The sequence below is a fragment of the Persicitalea jodogahamensis genome (genome assembly GCF_014651615.1).
GTDB classification, from domain to species: domain Bacteria; phylum Bacteroidota; class Bacteroidia; order Cytophagales; family Spirosomataceae; genus Persicitalea; species Persicitalea jodogahamensis.
Genome location: NZ_BMXF01000007.1, coordinates 211161 through 231642 on the forward strand (window position 1 = coordinate 211161; position 20482 = coordinate 231642).

General features: G+C 55.5%; 14 protein-coding genes. 5 read left to right on the forward strand and 9 right to left on the reverse strand.

All coding sequences use genetic code 11. The features are described from left to right. Nucleotides 1–12: 12 nt before the first annotated feature. The 9 genes from IE117_RS24570 to IE117_RS24610 all read right to left on the reverse strand — a co-directional run bounded on the left by IE117_RS24570 (nucleotide 13) and on the right by IE117_RS24610 (nucleotide 16164). The gene (locus tag IE117_RS24570) at nucleotides 13–1458 is read right to left on the reverse strand and encodes a hypothetical protein (protein WP_189568460.1); all 1446 of its coding nucleotides are present in this window, start codon (nucleotides 1456–1458) and stop codon (nucleotides 13–15) included. Nucleotides 1459–1548: 90 nt separating this feature from the next. Beyond that, a complete protein-coding gene (locus IE117_RS24575; protein ID WP_189568463.1) occupies nucleotides 1549–2943 on the reverse strand; it encodes a sulfatase-like hydrolase/transferase in 1395 nt (464 codons plus the stop codon). Between the two features lie 20 nt (nucleotides 2944–2963). Then, complete coding sequence (locus IE117_RS24580; protein ID WP_189568466.1) at nucleotides 2964–4337, reverse strand: carbon-nitrogen hydrolase family protein; 1374 nt, start codon at nucleotides 4335–4337, stop codon at nucleotides 2964–2966. A 135-nt stretch (nucleotides 4338–4472) separates the two neighbouring features. Continuing rightward, nucleotides 4473–5978 (reverse strand): RagB/SusD family nutrient uptake outer membrane protein, encoded by a 1506-nt coding sequence (locus tag IE117_RS24585; protein ID WP_189568469.1) that lies wholly within the window; start codon nucleotides 5976–5978, stop codon nucleotides 4473–4475. Between the two features lie 152 nt (nucleotides 5979–6130). Beyond that, the gene (locus IE117_RS24590) at nucleotides 6131–9556 is read right to left on the reverse strand and encodes a SusC/RagA family TonB-linked outer membrane protein (RefSeq protein ID WP_189568472.1); all 3426 of its coding nucleotides are present in this window, start codon (nucleotides 9554–9556) and stop codon (nucleotides 6131–6133) included. Nucleotides 9557–9581: 25 nt separating this feature from the next. Continuing rightward, nucleotides 9582–10586 (reverse strand): FecR family protein, encoded by a 1005-nt coding sequence (locus IE117_RS24595; protein WP_229581436.1) that lies wholly within the window; start codon nucleotides 10584–10586, stop codon nucleotides 9582–9584. 88 nt (nucleotides 10587–10674) lie between these two features. Further along, entirely contained in the window at nucleotides 10675–11325 is a 651-nt protein-coding gene (locus IE117_RS24600; protein ID WP_374757981.1) for an RNA polymerase sigma-70 factor, read from the reverse strand. A gap of 181 nt (nucleotides 11326–11506) precedes the next feature. Then, nucleotides 11507–13027 (reverse strand): RagB/SusD family nutrient uptake outer membrane protein, encoded by a 1521-nt coding sequence (locus IE117_RS24605; RefSeq protein ID WP_189568478.1) that lies wholly within the window; start codon nucleotides 13025–13027, stop codon nucleotides 11507–11509. Between the two features lie 131 nt (nucleotides 13028–13158). After that, entirely contained in the window at nucleotides 13159–16164 is a 3006-nt protein-coding gene (locus IE117_RS24610) for a SusC/RagA family TonB-linked outer membrane protein (RefSeq protein ID WP_189568481.1), read from the reverse strand. 252 nt (nucleotides 16165–16416) lie between these two features. Between IE117_RS24610 and IE117_RS24615 the strand changes: the two genes are divergently transcribed. The 5 genes from IE117_RS24615 (at nucleotide 16417) to IE117_RS26490 (ending at nucleotide 20223) form a co-directional block, all read left to right on the forward strand. Then, nucleotides 16417–17556, forward strand: coding sequence for a glycoside hydrolase family 183 protein (locus IE117_RS24615; RefSeq protein WP_189568484.1), 1140 nt, complete (start codon nucleotides 16417–16419; stop codon nucleotides 17554–17556). Nucleotides 17557–17568: 12 nt separating this feature from the next. Then, the gene (locus IE117_RS24620; protein ID WP_189568487.1) at nucleotides 17569–18981 is read left to right on the forward strand and encodes a sulfatase-like hydrolase/transferase; all 1413 of its coding nucleotides are present in this window, start codon (nucleotides 17569–17571) and stop codon (nucleotides 18979–18981) included. 153 nt (nucleotides 18982–19134) lie between these two features. Beyond that, on the forward strand, nucleotides 19135–19362 hold the full coding sequence (locus IE117_RS24625; RefSeq protein ID WP_189568490.1) for a hypothetical protein: 228 nt from the start codon (nucleotides 19135–19137) through the stop codon (nucleotides 19360–19362). Between the two features lie 419 nt (nucleotides 19363–19781). Further along, nucleotides 19782–20078 (forward strand): recombinase family protein, encoded by a 297-nt coding sequence (locus tag IE117_RS26485; protein WP_308439302.1) that lies wholly within the window; start codon nucleotides 19782–19784, stop codon nucleotides 20076–20078. A 7-nt stretch (nucleotides 20079–20085) separates the two neighbouring features. Further along, the gene (locus IE117_RS26490; RefSeq protein ID WP_308439303.1) at nucleotides 20086–20223 is read left to right on the forward strand and encodes a helix-turn-helix domain-containing protein; all 138 of its coding nucleotides are present in this window, start codon (nucleotides 20086–20088) and stop codon (nucleotides 20221–20223) included. Nucleotides 20224–20482 lie beyond the last annotated feature (259 nt).

The window sequence follows — 20482 nt, forward strand, 5'->3', positions numbered from 1 at the left end:
TTCAAAATTGACCTAGTTGTACATAAAAAATGCCGTTGTCTCGCAGGGCGCATCCACGGTCAGCCGCACCCAGTGGGCGCTGAACCCAGCGGGGAACTCGTGGTGGCGGTAGCCGTTGGCAGGGACTTCTATAGTATCGTACTTCGACCACTGCCCATCACCCACGAAGTCTACCTCGACGGTATACTTCACTGTGCGGTTGGCCTTGTGCTTCAGGTGCAGCACTTTCTGGTCAAAGCCGATCATCAGAAAGGGGTTGGACGATTCGTTTGCTTTAACGGCGGTGTTATACCAGACTGCCCCCATGCCGCTGGGCTTGCCCCACTGCCACATGTCGTCGGTTTTGCCAAACCACAAGTTGGCCTGCGGCTGCCCGGCTAGCGGGTTGGCGTCGATGGGTGCCTTAAAGCGCATGGGCGTGGCCTGGTTGCCGCCCAGCACAAGCATCCCGCGCCAGGAGCAGAAATCGGGAATGACGCGCAGGTGCTTGGCGATGGGCCGAATGCCGAACGGGTGGCCGCTGTAAGTGTGGTAGGAGATTTCGTAAAACATCCCGTGGCAGTCCATCATGGCCCGCTCGGTTTCGATCTCGCGGATGCGCATCCACTCGGTGTTGCTCGTTTCGTCGAAGGTGTAGCTGCTTTTGGGCAGGCGGTAGGTTTGCCACTCGTTGCGGATAAGTACTTTCAGGATAACTGAGCGGTTGTCCCAGCCCGTCGCCATCATCGGCGAGCCGAAGGCGCGGGCGCTCCACACTTCGGTGAAGGCGGTTTTTTCCAAAACCTTCCAAGTCTTACCGTCCCACTCGGCCAAGCGTCCAGCCTCCCACTCGCCGTCGAAATCTTTGCGGTTGTAGCTGTTGTTGGCGATCACGACGCGCCCGTGGTGGGTGAAACCGCTCTTGAAGTGCGGCTTGGCCTTGTCGGGCTCGTCCAGTTCTTTATTGAGGTCATATAGCTGCTTCGACTCCATTGTCCTGACATTCCCCTCGAAAAACTCGCCCTCCATCCCCAGAAAGTACACCTTGTTTTCCGGGTCGGTGAGATGTTCCATCGTGGCGGCCAGGCGGTGGTTGACCAGCCCCTCGAAGGTGCGGACGTTGCCCAGCGTGTCGATGGCATGCGGGCCGATGATGAGCTGTTCGCTGGGTGCGTGAATTAGGCGGTTGGCATAGGTACCCGTCCGGCTTTCGGGCCGCTTGCGCATGTTCATTTCCCCGTCGATCTCGTACAGACCCGTGCCGGAACCCGAACGCGGCAGGTGCGCCACGTAGGTCACGACCCACAGGCGGTTGGCCCAGGGCATGAGCGCCCCGGTACCTGCCTCGGAACGCGGGTAGTGATCGGCCACCATCGCCGTGTTGGGAAACACGCCGCTGATGTTGAGTTTGGCATTTTGGGCTTCTATTGAGGAAGAAAGGAGGAGGGAGGAAAGCAGGAATGGAAGGAAAAACTTCATGAAAACTTAGAACTTGGTTTTTAATTACTGATTGTCAGAACTTATAAAGTTGATAAAAGCGGTTCGAAATCAAGCCGATAGCTGACGGCACTACATTCTTTCCGGCTTCACCTCCGCCTCCCATTCATGCAGAAGTTTCCTAAGCCGTTCGGCGTCGGCGGGGCGCTTTTGCAGCAGGTTATTCTTCTCGCCGGGATCGGCTTTCAGGTCAAAGAGGTACTCGTCGCGCTTGCCTTCGTCGATGTCGAGGATGTATTTCAAATCGCCCGACCGCACGGCGGAGCGGACTTGGGCGGCGCGTTTCTTGCGCCAGAACAGGTTGCGGTCGTAATCCTTTTTACCAGAGACCAAGTGACCCACCATGTCCACGCCGTCGAGTTTGTGGCGCGGCTTAGCGTCGGTGAGCGCGGCCAGCGAAGCTGTAATGTCCATACTGATAAAGGGTTGGTCGGAAACTACCCCCGCAGGTACTTTTCCCGGCCAGTGGACGATGGCGGGTACCCGGATGCCGCCCTCGAAAACGTGTCCCTTGTTGCCCGAGAACGGGCCAGCGCTTCCGATGGTGGTCGGGCCGTTGTCGGAGAAGAAAACGACCAGCGTATTTTCGGCGAAGCCTTTTTCTTTTAGCTTGTCCAGAATCTGGCCGACGCCCCGGTCGAGGTCTTCGATCATGCGGGCGTAGGTTTTGGTGTCGCCCTTCGACCAGCGGTCCATGCCGAGTTTATCGGGCTGGTAGTCGTCGGCCCCCTGGTAGGGTTCGTGCGGCGTGGTGTAGGGGACGTAGAGAAAGAAAGGTTCTTCTTTCTTCTGGATGTTGAGCCACTCCACTGCCTCATTAGTGAGCAGGTGCGTCATGTAGGTACCCGCACGCTGGTGGGGCTGATCCTGGCGGTAGAAGTCGTGGTTGCCCTCCATCATCGTTCCCAGGAAAACGCCTACGGGTTCGGTGTGGTGGAAGTAGTCCACCGCTCCACCCAGGGGACCGATGGCGTAATCGAAGCCGTGGGCCGCCGGACGGTAAGCTGCGCCCTCACCCAAATGCCATTTACCCACGATAGCCGTGCGGTAGCCACGCTCCTTCAGCATCGTCGGCAGCGCGCTCATATCGGTCGGTAGCCCCAGTTCGCCCTTGTCCGACAGGGCCTTGGCCTCGGGATAACGCCCGATGTTGCCCAGCCCGATGGCACATTCCAGTCCGCCCGCCCGCTGCTGGTAGCGGCCCGTAAGCAGGGCCGTACGGGTGGGCGTACATTCGGGGCCGTTGGAATAAAAAGCGGTCAGCCGCGCCCCCTGCTTCGCCAGCGCGTCGATCCGGGGCGTCGTAATCCCTTTGGCCCCATAACACCCCAAATCTCCGTACCCCATATCATCCGCCAGAATGATGACAATATTGGGCCGGGATTTATCAGGCGAGTTCTGGGAAAAAGCCGGATAAACCAATAATAAAAGTAAGCAAAGACAAAAGGTTTTTTTTTTATTATCCATTATCAACTATCCACTCTCAATTAATTTTTCGGTTCCTGAATAAAAATATCCGCCTTTAAGTCGCCCAGGTGCCCCCAGTAGCGGGGTAGTTCGCTGATTTCGACTTCGGCGATAGCCAGCGTCCCTGGCTTGTCGGTCTGATCGAGCATCTGCCCGTCGTAGTCGAAGATGGCGGTCTTGATCCAGGGACCACGTACGTCGTAAGTACTGGTGACCAAGTACACCTGATTTTCGATAGCGCGGGCCTGGGCCAGCACCGGGTTTCCCCCGGCGATGGGCATGGCGATGATCTCGGCCCCGTTACGGCTGAGTTGGCGGGCCACTTCGGGAAAGTACAGGTCGTAGCAGATCATCATGCCGATTTTGCCGATTTTAGTGTCAAATACCGGATAGTCCGTGCCCGGCGTGAGGCCCGACGCGTTGGCTTCGGCTAGCGTCAGCACTACCTTGCGGTACTTACCGATGAAGCCTTCCGGTCCCACCAGGATCGCCGTGTTGTAGAGCGTGTCGCGATCACCTTCCACCATTCCGGCCACGATATACATATTGTTTTGTCTGGCCAATTCCTGAAAGGCATTGGTGGCAGCTCCGCCGGGGATGGGTTCGGCCACCTGGTCATTGGGCAAATCGGTAAATTTCTTGGTCAGCACCTCCGGCAGACAAATCAACTTAGCTCCCTTGTCGGCGGCTTCTTTGATAAATGGCGCAAAGAGTCGGACGGCCGCCTCGGGAGTCTTGACTTTCGGCACTGTCTTGAAGGGCTGAAAAACGGCGGCCACTTTCACCTTTTGCTTGGCGGGGGAAGCGGTTTTTTGCAGCGAGAAATCCCGCCATTCTACCTTGGCACCACCATCCCAGCGTAGATGCAGTTCCACCACGGCATGGGTGGCATTGGCCGGAGCCTTAAATACCGAAGCGACCGTAACGCTACCATCCTCGTTAACTTTTTCCCGGTACGGAATCTCGGGCCGGGCTGTCCAGGGCCAATCGGCCTCAGGATCAACGAAGGTTTCCAACCCAAGGCGCTTGTCGTTGTAATCGCGATCGCGCAACACGGTTTTGCCAGCAGCATTGAGCCAATGGATATTGACGGGCGTGGCCCTGCGCACGTCGGCGATGTTACTGACTTGCTTTTTAATGGAAAACGCGTAAAAGTGTCCGCCTTCCACGGGTACCGAAGCTTTCCACAGTCCGTGCTGATTTTTACGGTTGGTTTTGATACCCAGCACCTGACTACCGGATTCGGTGGTTTTTATATAAAATTCGGGGGAGAGCTTCGGCAGGATGCTTGCTGATTCCCAATGGAGAGCGCCCGCAACTTCCTGCGCCAAAAGCGTCTCCCCAAAAAGAATGATTACCGACAGGAGAAGGAATTTTATAAAATATTTTTTCATGATTTTTCCGGGTTGAAAACTATTTTCAGAGAGCTACTCCGCCCTTTCAGGGCTTTTCGACTGTTTATTAGGTCGGTAAACTACGGGCTGGATACTTCTGCACGACGCATCACTTTGTGCCTTTGCCGCTCAAAATTAATACCCCGGATTCTGCTTGAACCGCGTCACGTCGATTTCCGTCTGCGGAATCGGGAACAGGTAGTCGCGGGCCGGATCCACTTTATGCGGTTCCAAAGAGTTTGCGCCTTCGAATACCTCTTTCAAAATTCCCCAGCGCTGGATGTCGAACCAGCGTTTCATTTCAAAGGCCAATTCGAGCCGCCTCTCCTCGCGAATAATTTGGATCAACTCGGTCTTGCCCACCGTAGCGGGGATATCCGCCGGGAATTTGGTTTCGGTCTTGCCGTTGAAGCGGGCGCGCTTGCGTACCTGGTTGACGTAGCCGATGGCTTCCGCTTTGGCTCCTTCCGACTCAGCGATGGCCTCTGCCGCCATCAACAGCAGGTCGGCGTAGCGGTAGATATGGTAATCGTTGTCGGTACGGCGGTCGTTGCCGGCCTCCTGCGGTCCGGGGTAGCGGAAGTACTTGGCGATGTGCGGGCGTGGAGCGGTGAATTTCGTGTCGGTTAGGGCGGTGAGCTTGCCGTTGATGACCACCGAGTCCTCGAAGCTGACGCGCTTACGGTAGTCGCGCCCGTCCCAAGAGTTGTAAACGGCGAGCGACGGCACAACGATCGACGTGCTGCGTGGTTTGTAGTCTTTGATGCGGGTGTGCACCGCCAGCCAGTCGGCTTGGTAGGGGTAGTCGGTGAAGCCGTTTTGCCAATCGATGTTGAAGATGGGTTCACGCAGACGATTGGCCAGGTCGCCGTTGAAGAGATCCTGGTAGTTTTTTTCCAGTTCGTAGCCGTAGGCACCCGCCTTGCCAATGACGTAACGGGACTCCTGCGCCGCCTTGTCGAACATTTTCAGCGTCAGATACACATCCACCAGTTCGGTAGCCGCCGAGCCGGAGGTGGCCCGGTTGCGGACGCCGCCCGGCTGCTGGTCGGGCAGGTTTTCTTTGGCAAATTTCAGGTCGGCCTCGATGTGGTTATAGATGACATTGGCGGGCGTGCGGCTGGCGCTGTCCAGGGCCGCCGCGCTCTCGACGGGACGGTCGAGGTAGGGCACCGCGCCGTGCATCCGCACCAGTTGGAAGTAGGAGTGCGCCCGGATGAACCGTGCCTCCGCTTCCAGTTTTTTCTTAATTTTCTCGTCGGCGTTAATGCTTTTGGCTCCCTGAATGGCCGTGTTGGCCGCTGAAATGGAACGGTAGAACGCATCCCATGCTTCGGAAATGTTGTTGTTGCTGGGATCGATGGAAAACTCGTTGACCTGAATGCGGTCGGCACTGGTGTTGCGGTCACCGATATCGACCATGTCGCTGCGCACCATGATCGTCATGGCGAAAGTATTGCTATAGATGGCCACGGCAGCGTACTCGGCGTAGGCTCCCATGATGGCCGCTTCCACATCACCGGGAGACTTAAAGAATGACTCTGGGGCCAACAACCCGATAGGTTTTTCTTCCAAGTTCGTGCAGGAGGAGTGCGCAGCAACAACAGCCAAAAACGTCAGGTGCAATGTCAGTCTTTTCATATATAGAAGCATTAATTTTTAGCTGGATTGAAGCACGGTTTGAAGCATATTTCCGGCACTACATTTAAAAATTGTATTATCAAAGTGTGTGTATAGTGTTGAATCTTTTACCCTTAAAATTCTAAATAAACAATCCCTTAACCCAAAAGGGTTTACAACCCCAAATTCACCCCAAACGTCACCGACTTGATATTAGGATAACTACCGTAGTCCAGGCCCAGGTTGATATTACCGGACGCAGTACCGTCGGAGTTAAAGGCCACTTCTGGGTCCACGCCTTTGTATTTTGTAAATGTGAGAATATTCTGGGCGCTGACGTAGAGCCGAGCCTTCTGAATGCCCAGCTTGCTGAGCAAACCCAGCGCGAAATCGTAGCCCACCGTCAGGTTCTTTAAGCGCACGTAAGAGCCATCCTCCACGAAACGCGTCGAGATGCGGCTGTTGCGGTTGTCGGTGGCTTTCGGTATGTCGGTGTCGGTGTTGGTAGGCGTCCAGCGGCGCAGGGCATCGGTGGTGGCGTTGGTCGTGCCGTTGAGGCGGTCGAGTTCCAGCCGCGTCAGATTGAGGATGTCGCCGCCCACGCTGGCCTGGAAAAACACATTCAGGCTGAATCCCTTGTAAGAAAAGTCATTGTTCAGTCCCCAGGTATATCTTGGGTTGGGGTCACCGATAATCTGGCGGTCTTCCGCGCTGAGCCTGCCGTCGCCATTCAGGTCGGCGAATTTCTCACCTCCCGCCACCTGCTCGAAACCGCCACCGGGCAGGAAGTTGTCGCCTTGTTGGTAAACGCCCTCATAGACGTAGCCGTAGAACGAGCCGACGGGCGCTTCCTCCCGCAGAATGGCGTGTTGCAAGGCAGAATTAATAATGTTGGAAGGTGCGCCCGCGTAAATGATGTCCGTGCCGCCGGGCAGCGAGACTACCCGGCTGCGGTTGCGAGTGATGTTGAAGCTGCTGCTCCACTTCAAAGTACCCACCAAGTTTTTAGAAGAAATCATAAACTCTACACCCTTATTCTGTACCTCTCCGATGTTTTCGAGGCGACTGGAATAGCCCGAGAAAGCCGGAATCGGCACCCGGAAAAGTAGGTCGGAGGTGTTCTTGACGTAATAGTCAGCGCTCAGGTCGATGCGGTTTTGCAAAAAAGCCAAATCCAGGCCCACGTCGAACTGCGCAGTGGTTTCCCAGGTCAGGTCCTTATTGGCGATGGCCGTGGGCCGCACCGAGTTGATGATGGCGTTGTTGACCACGAAAAAGCTGTTTGACAACCGCGCCAGCGATTCGTAGGGAACGATGGCCTGGTTGCCCGTCAAACCGTAGCTAATGCGAAGTTTGGCATTGGAAAGTACCCGGTTTTTAGGAAAAAAGTCCTCGTTGCTCACGTTCCAGGCGAAAGCCCCCGACGGAAAGAACGACCACTTGTTGCCCGCGCTAAACTGCGACGCCCCGTCGTAGCGGGCGGTTCCCGTGAGGAGGTAGCGGTCGGCGAAGTTGTAGTTGACGCGCCCGTAAAAGGAGGCGATTTCGGACTCACTCAGACCGGAATTGGGCGTTTTCAGCACCGTACCCGCGTCGAGGTTCCAGAAGCTGAACGCATCGGAAATGAACCCGGCGTTGGACGCGCCGAACGATTCGTTACGGAATTTTTGGTAGGAATAGCCGCCGGTTAGCGTCAGGTGGTGTTTTTGGGCAAAAGTCTTGTCGTAATTCAGGTAGTTTTCGTTCAGTATGTTGAAATTCCGGCGGTTGGAGAGCGAGGCGATGCCGCCGTTATCCTGTCCCCGGTTGCTGATGCGGTTGTTGTAGCTGCCGTTGCGGGCGTTGCGGAAAATGAAACCCACCGTGCTGTTGAAGGTCAGCCCGTTCAGTATTTTCACCGTTGCCCGCAGGTTGGTCTGTAAGTTTTCCCCAATGTTTTCGATTTCCCGTCCCCGCAGCACCGCCAGCGGGTTATCGGAGGGTGCGGCGTAAATCTTTGATACGTTGTAGTTACCATCGGCGTCGAACACCCCGACGGCTGGCTCGAAGCGGTAAGCCGCCGTAGTCACGCCCGGATCGGCGGCGGCGGAGGTGCGCTGGCTGTACACGCCGTCCTGCTTGGTGCGTGACATCAGCGAATTGAGCGACAGGCTGATGCATTTCGAAACATCGAAGGCCAGGTTGGTCGTCAGCGACATCCGGTTGTACTTCGAGGTGTGAATCACGCCCTGCTGGTCGTAAAACACGCCCGACACGTAGTACTTTACCCCTTCTTTGCCTCCGGCCACCGACACCTGATGGTTTTGGGTATAGCCTGGCCGATAAATCAGCGACTGCCAGTCGGTGTCGGCTTCCAGATTATTGAGATCGTAGTAGTCGCGGCCCCGGGCTTCGTTGATGTATTCGGCAAAGGGCCGGGCCGAAAGCAGATTCAGGCGGTTGATTTCCCGCTGCCGTGAATACGAACTGTTGACACTTACCTGCACCTTGCCCGCCTTGCCCGATTTGGTCGTGACCATCACCACGCCATTCGCTCCGCGTGAACCGTAAATCGCCGTGGCCGAGGCATCTTTCAGGACTTCGATGGAGGCGATGTCCTCCGGCGGCGGTACGACACCACCCACCAGCCCATCCACCACGAACAGCGGCGCGGAGCTGGCGTTGATCGAGGTCGCCCCGCGAATCCTGATCTTGAAATCGCCGCCTGGCTCGCCGTTGGTGGACTGCACGCTGACGCCCGCCGCCCGGCCCTGTAGGGCCTGTACGGCACTCACGGCGGGGTAAGCCGTCAACTCCTGCTCGTTCACGCTGGCTACCGAGCCCGTCAGGTCGCTCTTCTTGACCGCTCCGTAGCCTACCACTACTACTTCTTCCAGCGCCTTCACGTCAGTCAGCAGGGTAATGTCAAGGTTCGACTGGTTGCTGATCGTCACTTCCTGCGGTAGGTAGCCCACGTAGGAAAATGACAGCGTAACGTCGCGATCGGGGACAGACAGACTGAATCGGCCTTCGGTATTGGTGGTGGTGCCGCGCGCACCGCCCTGTACCACCACACTTACACCGGGTAGCCCTTCGCCCTTCTCGTCGCGCACCCGTCCCGTAATCGTGCGCTCGGCGGGGGCAGTTTGCGCACGGGCAGTCAGCGGATTTACCAGGTCACCGATTTCGCGGCTTACGGGATTTCCAAGTGGTGAATTTCTGTTCTGCCGAGCCTGAAACCGGGCCGTTTTGGTGGCTTTTTCCACCTCCGACTTACTCAGAATCAAGTAGCTGCTCTCGTTCATTTTTTTGAATCGCAGCCCGGCGGATTTCAAGACGCGCTCCAGGTTCTTTTCAAAACCGTCAGCTTTCTTCACAACATCCGGTTGCACCTTCAAACCTTCGACGGTTTTTATTTCAAAAAGTATATCCTTTCCGTAAAGGGTCTTTAACTGGTCGAGAACTTCTTTCAGGTCTTTGGCTGCGGGTTGCTGCGCGCTGGTACTTTGCGGAGGCTCCCCCTGGGCGAAAGCCAGGTTTTGGCAAAATCCGGGCGATGCTCCTGTCACCAGAGCCGCAAAAACACCCGACATGACAAATTGGATAATGGTCTTTTTCATTGGGGGAGGAATTTTGTATCGGCGTTTATCTTTTCTCCGAAAACGACACCTTGTCGCCCTGCCGGGTTACGCGGATGTCGAGCAGTTCGGAAAGCGTCAACAGTAGTTCGTCCACATCTTTGGCTTTAAACGACCCCATGAACTCCCGACGGGCGAGGGCTTCTCCTTCAACCGTCACGTCCAGTCCGTAGTCGTCACGCAATTGGTAGGCGAGTTCTTCCAGCGTAGTTTCTTCAAATACGAAGCGCATCTCCTCCCACTCGGAATACTGCTTCGCCTGTTGGGTCGTGCTGAGCTTCGCCTCATTGTCCCGGTTCAGGGTGACCAGGTCGCCGGGCTGCATCGTGATTTCCTTTTGCTGCTCGGCCTCCCGGTACTGCACCCGCACCTTCCCTTTTTCAAGCACCACACGAGAGTTGTGTTCGCGGGCGTAGAGCGTGAATTCAGTTCCCAGAACCACCACGTCCAGGTCGCGGGGCGTATGGACGATAAATTCCCGGTCGTCGGCCGTATGCGTCACCGAGAAGCTGCCCTCACCTTCCAGAAACACCTCCCGAGTGTCGCGGCCAAAGCTCCATCGCGGCACCCGCAACGCGGAGTTGGTATTCAGCTTGACCGCGCTGCCGTCTCCGAGCGTGAAGCTTTTCACTTCACCGTAGGCCGTTCGGTAGTTTTGGTACAAAATGTCATCGCGGAACAACCAGCCGCCCAGTCCCAGCAGCAGCAGCACGGTAGCGGCCACCGTCCACCGGGTCCAGATTCGACGGTTTCCACTTGATTCGACCGCACTTTCCTCCGCCACTACCAGCGGTTCGGGCTGCGGGTGGGCATCCACGAATTGCAGGAAACGGTTCATCGCCGGGTCGGTCGGGGCATCATACTGCAGGTGCCCCCGCTCCCACTCTTCCAGCCATTCGTAGTACTGCTCCTCGTTGGCTTCTTCCTTCACCCATTCCGCGATCCGCTCCCGCTGCATGGGGGAGGTCTTGCGGTCGAAGTGGTCGAGAATCAACTGTTTCGTTATTTTCATTTCGATAAGGTGGTCTTGTACGCTATATTCATAGACACGAGCCGCTTCAGCTACCCTGAGTGTCTCATTATGTTTTTGTTGAAAATTATTACAAATGATCCCGTAACCCCTCCCGCATGGCAACGAGAGCCTTGCTCATATGGGTCTCCACGGTTTTGATCGACACACCCAACTCGTCGGCCACTTCCCGGTATTTCATTCCTTCGAAACGGTTGAGCAGGAAAACACGGCGGCATTGCGGCGGCAGTTCTTCGACGAGTTGCTCGACCCGGGCGGCCACCTCTTCGTACTGCGTGGCCAAAATGGGGCTGTGGGCCGGGGAGGAAGCATGCGCTTCCGCCGCCTCGATGCCTTCGTTTTGCAGGAACCGTTGCCGGAGGTAGTTCAGCGATTCGTTCCGCACGCTGCGGAAGAGGTAGTAGCGGTAAGAACTCGTAACCGACTCGTAGCTTTTTTTCTTCCAGAATTTGCAAAAGACCTCACTCACAATATCTTCCGCCAGTTCTTTGGAATAAACGTAGCGCACGGCGTGGCTGCATAGCACCGTATGGAAGCGCCGGAACAAAAGTTCGCAGCCCTTGCGGGGACTTTCCTCAAAGGCTTTCCTAATGAATAATTCCGAATCGCGAATGGTGTCCTGATCATTCTCAGATTCGCCCTGTTCCTGTTCGGAAAAAAGAAGCGGCTTGATGCCGGAAGGCTCTTCGGTCGATTGGTTGGGTGCCGGTACCTGCATAATGTATCGTAGGAATTAGGGGTGCGTCTCTTTACATATAGACACAGCCCAGAGAAAATACCCCGAGTCGATATTGATTTATTTTCTAAAATTTTATGAAAATTCGGCGTTTTTTGGTACGGGCTTCCAGTCCGTTCTGGCGATGTCATTCAAGAATCGGCTGGATGCTCATACTACTGCCACGTCACTTTATTTTAAAACCCGCCGGATTCTGAACCAATTCGCTCGTTGAAATAGCCTGGAACGGAATGGGCGCGATATACTGCGCATCGGTCGGCATCCTGACCAGGTCCACATTTTCCTTCGGATCACGCTTGGCGGCAATTTCCGCCACCGATTCGGTTCGCACCAGGTCGAACCAGCGCTTGTATTCCCCGGCCAGTTCCCAGCCACGCTCGGCCACAATTTCCTTCGGTGTGGCCGTTGTGACATCGACTTTTGCGTTAGGCGTCAGGTACGGCAGACCCGCCGCTCTTCGCTTCACCTGATTCAGCGCCTCGACCGAAGCGGCGGTCTCGCCCACGCGGGCCTGGGCCTCGGCAAAAATCAGTAGTGCCTCGGCGTAGCGGTACAGTTCCACGGCCCGGTAGCCGACCGTCCGGTCACCACGCGTGATGTCTTCCGAAAGGGTAAACTTCTTGTACATGGGATGAGCGCGCTGCGATTTCTCCCATGGCAACGTGGCGGGGTTACGGGTCACGATGGCTCCGCTGGCTACACTCCGCTGCGGAATTTCCGTGGCAAAGGTGGCATCCTTGCGGGGGCCGGCGGGGAAATCCCGGAAAAACTGCAACTCGGGAAAGGCGTCGGAATAACCCCGCGCTTCGTGGAAACTAAATGCCGTCGGGAAACTGGACCGCAGGTCCTCGGTGGGCGAAAACTGTACGGCAAAAATGGACTCCCGGCTGTTCTGGTTTTCCAGCCGCCACAACTGGTCGATGGGCAGGAGTTTGAAAAAATTCAAGTCGATGACCTCTTTGGCCTTCTTGGCCGCCAGCGGGTACCTGGCAGCATCCTTCACGGGCCAACCGCCCCAGGTTAGGTACAAGTCGGCCAGCAGCGTTTTGGCGGCGGCGGACGAAACCCGCCCGACGCTGGCCGTGGCACCGGGCTTGGGCAGGTTGGCCTCGGCGATCAGCAAATCGCTTTCGATCTGCTGGTAGTTTTGCAAAACCGTGGCCCGCTGCTCTTTGCCGGTCGGTGCCTCGCCGTCCAGGATTTCGGGGACGTTGCCATAGGTACGCACTAAATTGAAATAGCTCAGCGCCCGGAAAAACCGGGCCTCCGCGTCGGCCTCTTTCACAATGGCGACGGGAGCATTGGCCGTTTTCAGACCATCTATCAAGGAGTTGGAGAAATAAATGATGCGCCAGTACTGGTCCCAGGCATGGTCGAGCCACATGATGTCGGAGTTTTCGCCGCTGCCGTAGTCGAAGCGGTCAAAGACCCGCAGCGGAGCCTTGTTCCCCGCCTCCCAGGTTGTCAAGTCGTCGGCCCCGTAAGTGGCCGTGCGCAGGTAGTGCGGGTTCCGGTGGGTTTCGTACAGCTGTCGATAAATGGGTGTTAGCGCCGCCACGACATCGTTTTCCGTGCGCAGGTTCTCAATTGTCAGGATGCTGCTCATGTCCTCTTCGAGGTCGATGCAGGACTGGCTTACAAACATTGCCAAAGCCAGCAGAAAGAATTTGTTGATATGTTTTTTCATTTTGGAAAAGGTTGTTTTTGAAGGAAAAAGCAGGAAAGGGCGGGGTCGCTCGTGGATATAGGAGTAAAAAGTTTATTCGTCAAATATGGATTCCTCTTATCCCTTCCTCCATCCTCCCTTCCTCCTATAAGTTAAAACGTCACATTCACGCCCAGCGTAAAGCTTCGGTTAATGGGATAGGTGCTGTAATCGATGCCCAAATCCACGTCGGAGCCGCCCGAGGCGGTAGTTTCGGGATCAAAGCCCCGGTACTTCGTAAGAATGAACAGATTATCGGCATTCAGGTACAGACGAAGTCGGCTGATGCCCACCTTGCGCAGCAGGTCGCCCTCGAAGCTGCGGCCAAAAGCCACGCTTTTCAGCGTCGTGTAGGAGCCGTCTTCGAGGAATTGTGAGGAAAGAAGTTCTATACTATTGCGGCTGGAAGGAATGTTCGAGGGGTTGTCGGGGGTCCAGCGGTTCAGGTAGTCGGCATGAACCGCGTGGAATTGGCCCGAACCCAGGCCCATCATGCGGCCGCGCTGGAAGTTGTAGATGTCATTACCCTGCGATCCCGTCAGCAGGAAGTTCAGATTCCACTGGCGGTAGGTCACGTCCCAATTCCAGCCCCAAGTGAAGTTGGGGTTACCGTCGCCGATGGTAGAGATATCGTCGGTCGAGATAATGCCGTCGTTGTTGAGGTCGCGGTACTTGGCGTCGCCGGGCTTACGTCCGTATTTGGCGGCTTCGTCCGCTTCGTCCAGTTGATACACCCCGTCGAAAAGATAACCCCGGAAACTGCTGATGGGCTTGCCTACCTCGACGCGCGTCGGATTAACGGGGAACGTGGTACCGATGTACTCGTTGCCCAGTTCAATTGGTTTGTCATCTACCAAAGCCAGTACCTTGTTGCGGTTACGCGATACGTTCAGGGTGGAATTGATGTTCCAATCATCGTTTTGCAATACGCGCAGTCCCAGCGAGATATCGAAGCCTTTATTTTCGACAGCGCCGATGTTGCGCGTCACGACGGTCGGCCCCACGAAGGAAGGCAACTGGGAGTTGAGCAGCAGGTCGGTGGTTTTTTTGTGGTAAAGGTCCAGCGAGAGGGTCAGCAGCGAGTTCCACAAGCCCAGGTCCACGCCCAGGTTGGTTTGCCGGGTGGTTTCCCACGTCAGATCGGGATTGGCCAGGCGGCTGGAAGGCGCCACGCCTACCGTGTTGCTGCCGCCCGTAAGGGGGTAGTTGACGTCGGGCGAGACGATGGGGATGGCCCGTGTGGCCCGCGCCCCGATGGCCTGGCTACCGATTAGCCCGTAGCTGGCCCGTACCTTGAGGTTGCTTATGGTGGAGATATTTTTGATAAAGTCTTCTTCGATCAGCCGCCACGCCACTGAACCCGATGGGAAGACGCCCCAGCGATTGCCGGGCCGGAACTTACTGGAACCGTCGGCCCGTACCGAAGCCGTAAACAGGAAGCGGTCGAACAGCGCGTAGTTCACCCGCCCCAGAAACGATTGCAAACTCTCGTCCGACTGGTTGTTCTGTGTCCGCTGGATGGAACCCAGCGAGAGGTCGCGGTAGGCGGTCAGGTCCGAAAAGAAATTACTGGCTGTGGCCTCGAGGGATTGCCGGGTCACGAGCTGTTGTTCGTGGACGGCGTCTATTTTCAGGACGTGATTCGGGTTGCTATCGAGGGTATAGGTCAGGCGATTGGTGTTTTGTAGTCGGGTGACACTGCTATTAAAAACCCGCGCATTGCCCACGTTATTGACAAAAAGTGGCACGTAGCTGTTGGCCTCCGACTCGAAGCGGTCGAGGCCGCCCGACACATTGAAAACGAGGTTTTTAGAAATATCGTAGTTGGCGTAGCCGCTCAGCGTCACCCGGTTGTCGTACGCATCGCGGACATTGTTGAGCGGCCCTACCAAAGGGTTGATGCCGCCGTTGCCCACGCCGGGCTTGATGGTGTTAAAATTAAAATTGCCGTCGGCGTCGTAGGCGGGGGTGGTGGGATCCCAGGTCAGGCCACCCGAAAGGCTCACGCGGTTGCCGCTGGATTTTTCGTGGCTGAGGAAAGTATTCAGCCCCACTTTGATCTTTTTGGAAGCCTGGGCGTTAACGTTCGCCCGCAGCGTATAGCGGCGGTAGTCCTGGTCGATAATCGTACCTTCCGTGTCGTAGAGATTGCCGGAAATGAAGTAGTCCATCGCATCGGAGCCGCCACTGACCGACAACTGGAAGTTGTTGGAATGCGCGGTTTTGAAAAAGCGCTCCTGCCAGTTCTCCCCGCCCCCGTTGCGCAGGGCGTCAATTTCCTGCGGGGTATAGAATTCCTTACCCTCCGCAAAGTTCACGCCCTCGGCGAACTCGGCGGGCGTCATGAAAGGCAACTTCTGCACCACATTGGAGATGCCGGTAAAATAGCCGAACTCCACCTTGGCGGGTCCTTTGCGGCCCTGTTTGGTGGTGATGAGGATGACGCCGTTCGCCCCGCGTGATCCGTAGATGGCCGTCGCGGAAGCGTCTTTCAGTACTTCCATCGAGGCAATATCATTGACATTGAGCGAATTGATATCGCCCACCACCAGGCCGTCCAACACGTAAAGCGGGGCATTATCGCCGCTGATGGAGTTGGCCCCGCGAATTCTGATCTTGAAGCCCGCCCCCGGCGCGCCGCTGGTCTGGTTGACCTGCACCCCGGCGGCGCGGCCTTGCAGGGCCTGGTCCATGCGGGTGAGCGGCTGCTTTTCAAATTCTTTGGCCGTGACAGAAGCCAGCGAACCCGTCAGGTCTGACTTGCGGGTAGTACCGTAGCCGACTACCACCACGTCGTTCAAGGTGCGGGCGTCGGGCTCCATGCTGATGTCGAGCGTGGTGGCGTTGCCCACGCGCCTTTCGGCCATCTTGTAGCCCAGAAAGCTAAAGACCAGCGTATCGCTGGAAGCCGCCCGAATCGAGAAACTACCATCGGCCGCCGAAGTGGTACCCGTGGTACTTCCCTTGATAAAGACGTTGGCTCCCGGTACGGATTGGTCATTTTCGTCGGTGATCTTGCCAGTGATGGTTTGTTGGGCAAAACTAACCGACATACTAAATAGTAGGAATGCCCCCAGGAATAGGCTGTTTCGTAAAAGTTTAGGGAGTTTTTTTGGCATAATTCAGAATGGTTTAGTGTTTTAAAAAGATGCTGGGAAGCCTACCTTGACTCAAAAAAATGGGTGAATCCTCCTACTTACTAGACACAGCCGCCCGAAAATACCCCGAGTATCACTTTTGTTTTATTTTTAAATGATTAGCTTTTTTAAAGAAAAAGCACTCCTTCGGCTCAGGGAGAAAAAGGGTCACATGTGTCTATTGAGTCGATGGATGTTTTCAAAAAACCATTACCTATCGCCCCCGATTATAAAATGAGAGTCTTCCTTTTGCTCCTTTTCTTCACACCCAATGCGCTAAGCTGTTTTTCTCAATCCCTGCCCTATTCCCATAGCAAGCTAATCCGGGGCATCGAAATCGACTGGTCCACCCACCAGCGGCACGCCGTCGGCAGCGACAACTTCGCCCTGACCTGGGCCGACGACGGCCACCTTTACGGTCCCTGGGGTGACGGTGGCGGCTTCGGCGGCACTAATAGCAAGCACCGCGTTTCGCTGGGCGTCGCTCGCATCGAGGGCCCGGCCGACAACTACCGGGGCGTCAATCGTTACGGCCACGCCGACAACTCGGAAAGTACCGCTACGATTAAGGGAAAAAGCTGGGGCATCGTCAGCGTGGCGGGAGTACTTTATATGTGGGTGCATCCCGATCAACCCGGTGGCTGGGGCAACTGGGGCGAAATCGCCAAAGAAGCGCGGCTCCACCGCTCCGATGACAAAGGCGCAAGCTGGCAAGCCGCCGACTGGGCGGTCACGAATGCAGACGGCCTGGTCGGTGGCAACATCTTACAATACGGCCGTGACTACGCCGACGCGGGGCGGCCCTCCGCGCTTAACAATTACGTGTATCACTACTTCGTAAAACCCAACGCCATCCCCGACACGGCGGGGCGGGCCAGCGAGTTGCACAAGCCGGGCCTCATTTATCTGGCGCGGGTTCCCAAAGACCAACTCATGCAGCGCGAATCCTACGAATTCTACGCCGGAGAGCGTGGCGGTAAGGCACTTTGGACCAAAGACTTGAATAAAAAAAAGGCCGTTTTCCAAGACGAAAACGGCGTGGGAATGACCATCGGCATCAGCTACAACCCCGGCTTGAAACGCTACCTGCTCACCACCGAACACGAATTCGGCGAACGGGGCAATTTTGGGTTGTTCGAAGGCCCGACGCCCTGGGGTCCGTGGGCGACGGTCAGCTACCTCTCGCGAGGTAAAGGAACAGAATTTGGCCACGAGCGGGCGGCAGAAGTACCTCCCAACACTTTCTACTGGACCTTTCCCACCAAATGGATGGACGCTTCGGGCCGGGAACTGACGATGACCTTCACCGGAGCCGGAAGAGGAAAGGACAACGATTCGTTCAACACTGTTAAGGTTAACCTCTTGACGAACTAAAAGGTATCCGCCATGAAAAAAGGGATTTTACCCGCTGTCTTGCTGTCCTTTTTACTGTTTCCGCTTTGGGCCACCAGCCAGTCAAGGCCTAATTTCGTCGTCATCCTCACCGATGACCAGCGGTTCGACGCCGTGCAGCAAAACGGTAATCCGGTTATCAGGACGCCCAATTTGGACCGCCTCATAAAACGCGGCAAGAATTTCACCAACGCCCACGTGGTATTCTCGCTATGCAGTCCCAGCCGGGCCGCCATCCTGACGGGCCGCTACGGGAGCGCCAATGGGGTGCTGGAACTCGGCAGTGAGCTAAACAAAGGGGAGCGGACCATTGCCAATTACCTGAAAGATGCCGGCTATTTCACGGGCGTATCGGGCAAATGGCACGTAGATCAGTCACCGCAGGAGCTGGGTTTTGATTTCGCCACGATTTTCCACGGCAACGGGCCCTACCACGGGCGCAAAATCAACGACAACGGAAAAATAATCCAACCCGAAGAGCATTGCGACCTGTACTGCGCCCGGCGCTCCATTGATTTCCTGGAGATGGCCGGGCCGCGTTCGGCCGGGCCGCGTTCGGCCGGGGCTAAATCCCAACCATTTTTTCTTTTCCATAATACCCAACTCCCGCACATGGACGACCAGCATGGCTGGCCCGCCCCCGATTCGATCCGCGCCCGGTATCAGTCCTCCGCCATGCCCGTCGTCGCTAACAGAAACGATGACCTAAACGGAAAACCTGAATACCTGAAAACCGTCCGCAACCGCACCCAGGCACTTAAATACGGCTATCCGGCCGTGGACAAAATTCAGGCGCACACCAAAGACTACTATTCAGTGATTACGGAGATGGATGCGTTCGTGGGGAGCATTTTGCAGAAAGTGGAAGAATTGGGCATTACCGATAACACCTACATTGTCTTCATGAGCGACAATGGCTGGATGTTGGGCGACCACGGATTCACCAGCAAGGTCCTCCCCTACCTGCCCAGCACCCACGTACCCCTGGCTATCGCCGGGCCGGGCATCGTGCCTTCGGCGAATTCGAGCCTGGCTTTAAACATCGACTTGCTGCCGACTATTCTGGATTTGGCCGGAATCAAATCGCCGACCAATGTGCACGGGGAAAGTTTGAAGGGGGTCTTAGCGGATAAAGTTAAAGGAGTCCGGGAAGCCTTTGTGTACGAAGGACTGGGCAGTTACGGCGGAGCCCAGCCCAATTTGATGGTCGTTTCAGGTGCATTTCGTTACATCGTGACCTACGAGGATGCGAAGTTGAATCAGGAGAATTTTCGGGAATTGTACGACATTCAGACTGATCCGGGAGAAATGGTGAATCTGGCAAGTGATCGAAAGTATTCTGTCCTTGTGAATAAATTGGATAGATTGATTCAAAGTCATGTAAAGCGTATCGTCTCTAGTAAATAGTTAGTTATATTTTTTATGGGTTCTCTTATCCAAATCAATCGATCTTCGCGAATCAATTCAATTGCCGCTTAAAATTCTCTTTCAATTTACTGTTTCACAGGTAGTTCTGAAATATATTACCCTAAAATAGCCTTACCAAACTTCTGTAAGATCATGAAAGTAAGGGACTCGATTGCATTCAGGAAAAATCCCAAAAACATGAAACTGAAAGCCAAGATTGTCGAGCCACGCTGGTCAGAAATATTTTACGAGCGGCAGCTGCTCAACGAATTGATAATTCCCGTGCAGCTATCCGTCCGAAGCAGTTGCTTTCCAGTAGAACTTGTTTTTCAAACCCCGGAGATTCGGGCGAACCGCCGCGCTGAACTCACCCTCACCTAGCCGTACAGCGTGCGTGCTATAACTGTGCCAGAAAGCCCGCATTGAAAGAGCAAAAATCCCTCGGAATCATTGGCAGAGGGCTTAACCATAAAAGCAACCTTCTACGGCCGGGAAACCATGGAGAAAAAACCGCCCGTTTTTTGATACGGAAAACAGGCGGATTGTTTAGGGGCGGGAAGATAGTAAAAACTGCCTTACCTTGCCATCTCAATAAACAATGTCTCGCGATCTGTCCTCCGGATGGGTTTCGCGCGAACAATCAACCTACCTATGCCAATTGGCTGCGCTCGCGTTTCCACGCAGGACCAGCAGCTCCACCTTCAACTCGACGACCTGGACGGGCCAGATGTGAAGGGATCTTTCAGGAAAAGGTGTCCTCAGCTAAGGCGCGCCCTCAACTCTGACTGCTGGTTAACTCGGTGCGGGCAGGCGACACGGTGGTGGTGTGGAAGCTGGATCGGTTGGGACCTTCTATGAAAGAACTTATCACCCTCATCAATGAATTTCAAGATAAGGGAGTAGGTTTTCGGAGTTTGAATGACGCCATCAATACGACTACCGCGCAGGGGCGGTTGGTCTTCAACTTGTTTACCCCACTTGCCGAGTTCGAGCGCACCGGCGCACCGCCGGGATCTTATACGGGAACGAACCCAGGCGGGACTATCGGCAGCTCGTTCCCGGGGCCGATTGGGAGGACGCTCGAAAGGATTGAGTAAGGCAACTTTGGCCAAAGCGAAAGCTGCAAGGACACTATATGACGCGGGAGACGAGACGGCGGAAGAAATTGGCCGACTTTTGGGCATTTGTCGAGCCACAGTGTACCGGTATCTAGACTATCAGGCTGGTGATGGTGTTAAATGAGTGAGGTGAGTGATTTGTTCGCTCCTAGGGCGATTTGAAAGGCTCGCAGTCAAGTCATGACGGTTTGTGTACCTTTTTTAAATACACCCAACGAAGTGTCTTTGGCCAAGATACGTCAGGCCGCTTTTGTGCGGTTAATTTTATAAAATTTTGCAACAAATTGAATTCCCCAACAATACCATGTTGGAAGAAGAACCCCTATTTTTTCAAGTTAAGGAAGGGACGGCCGCCGGGGAGCCGAGTTTTGTGGGCGGCGGAC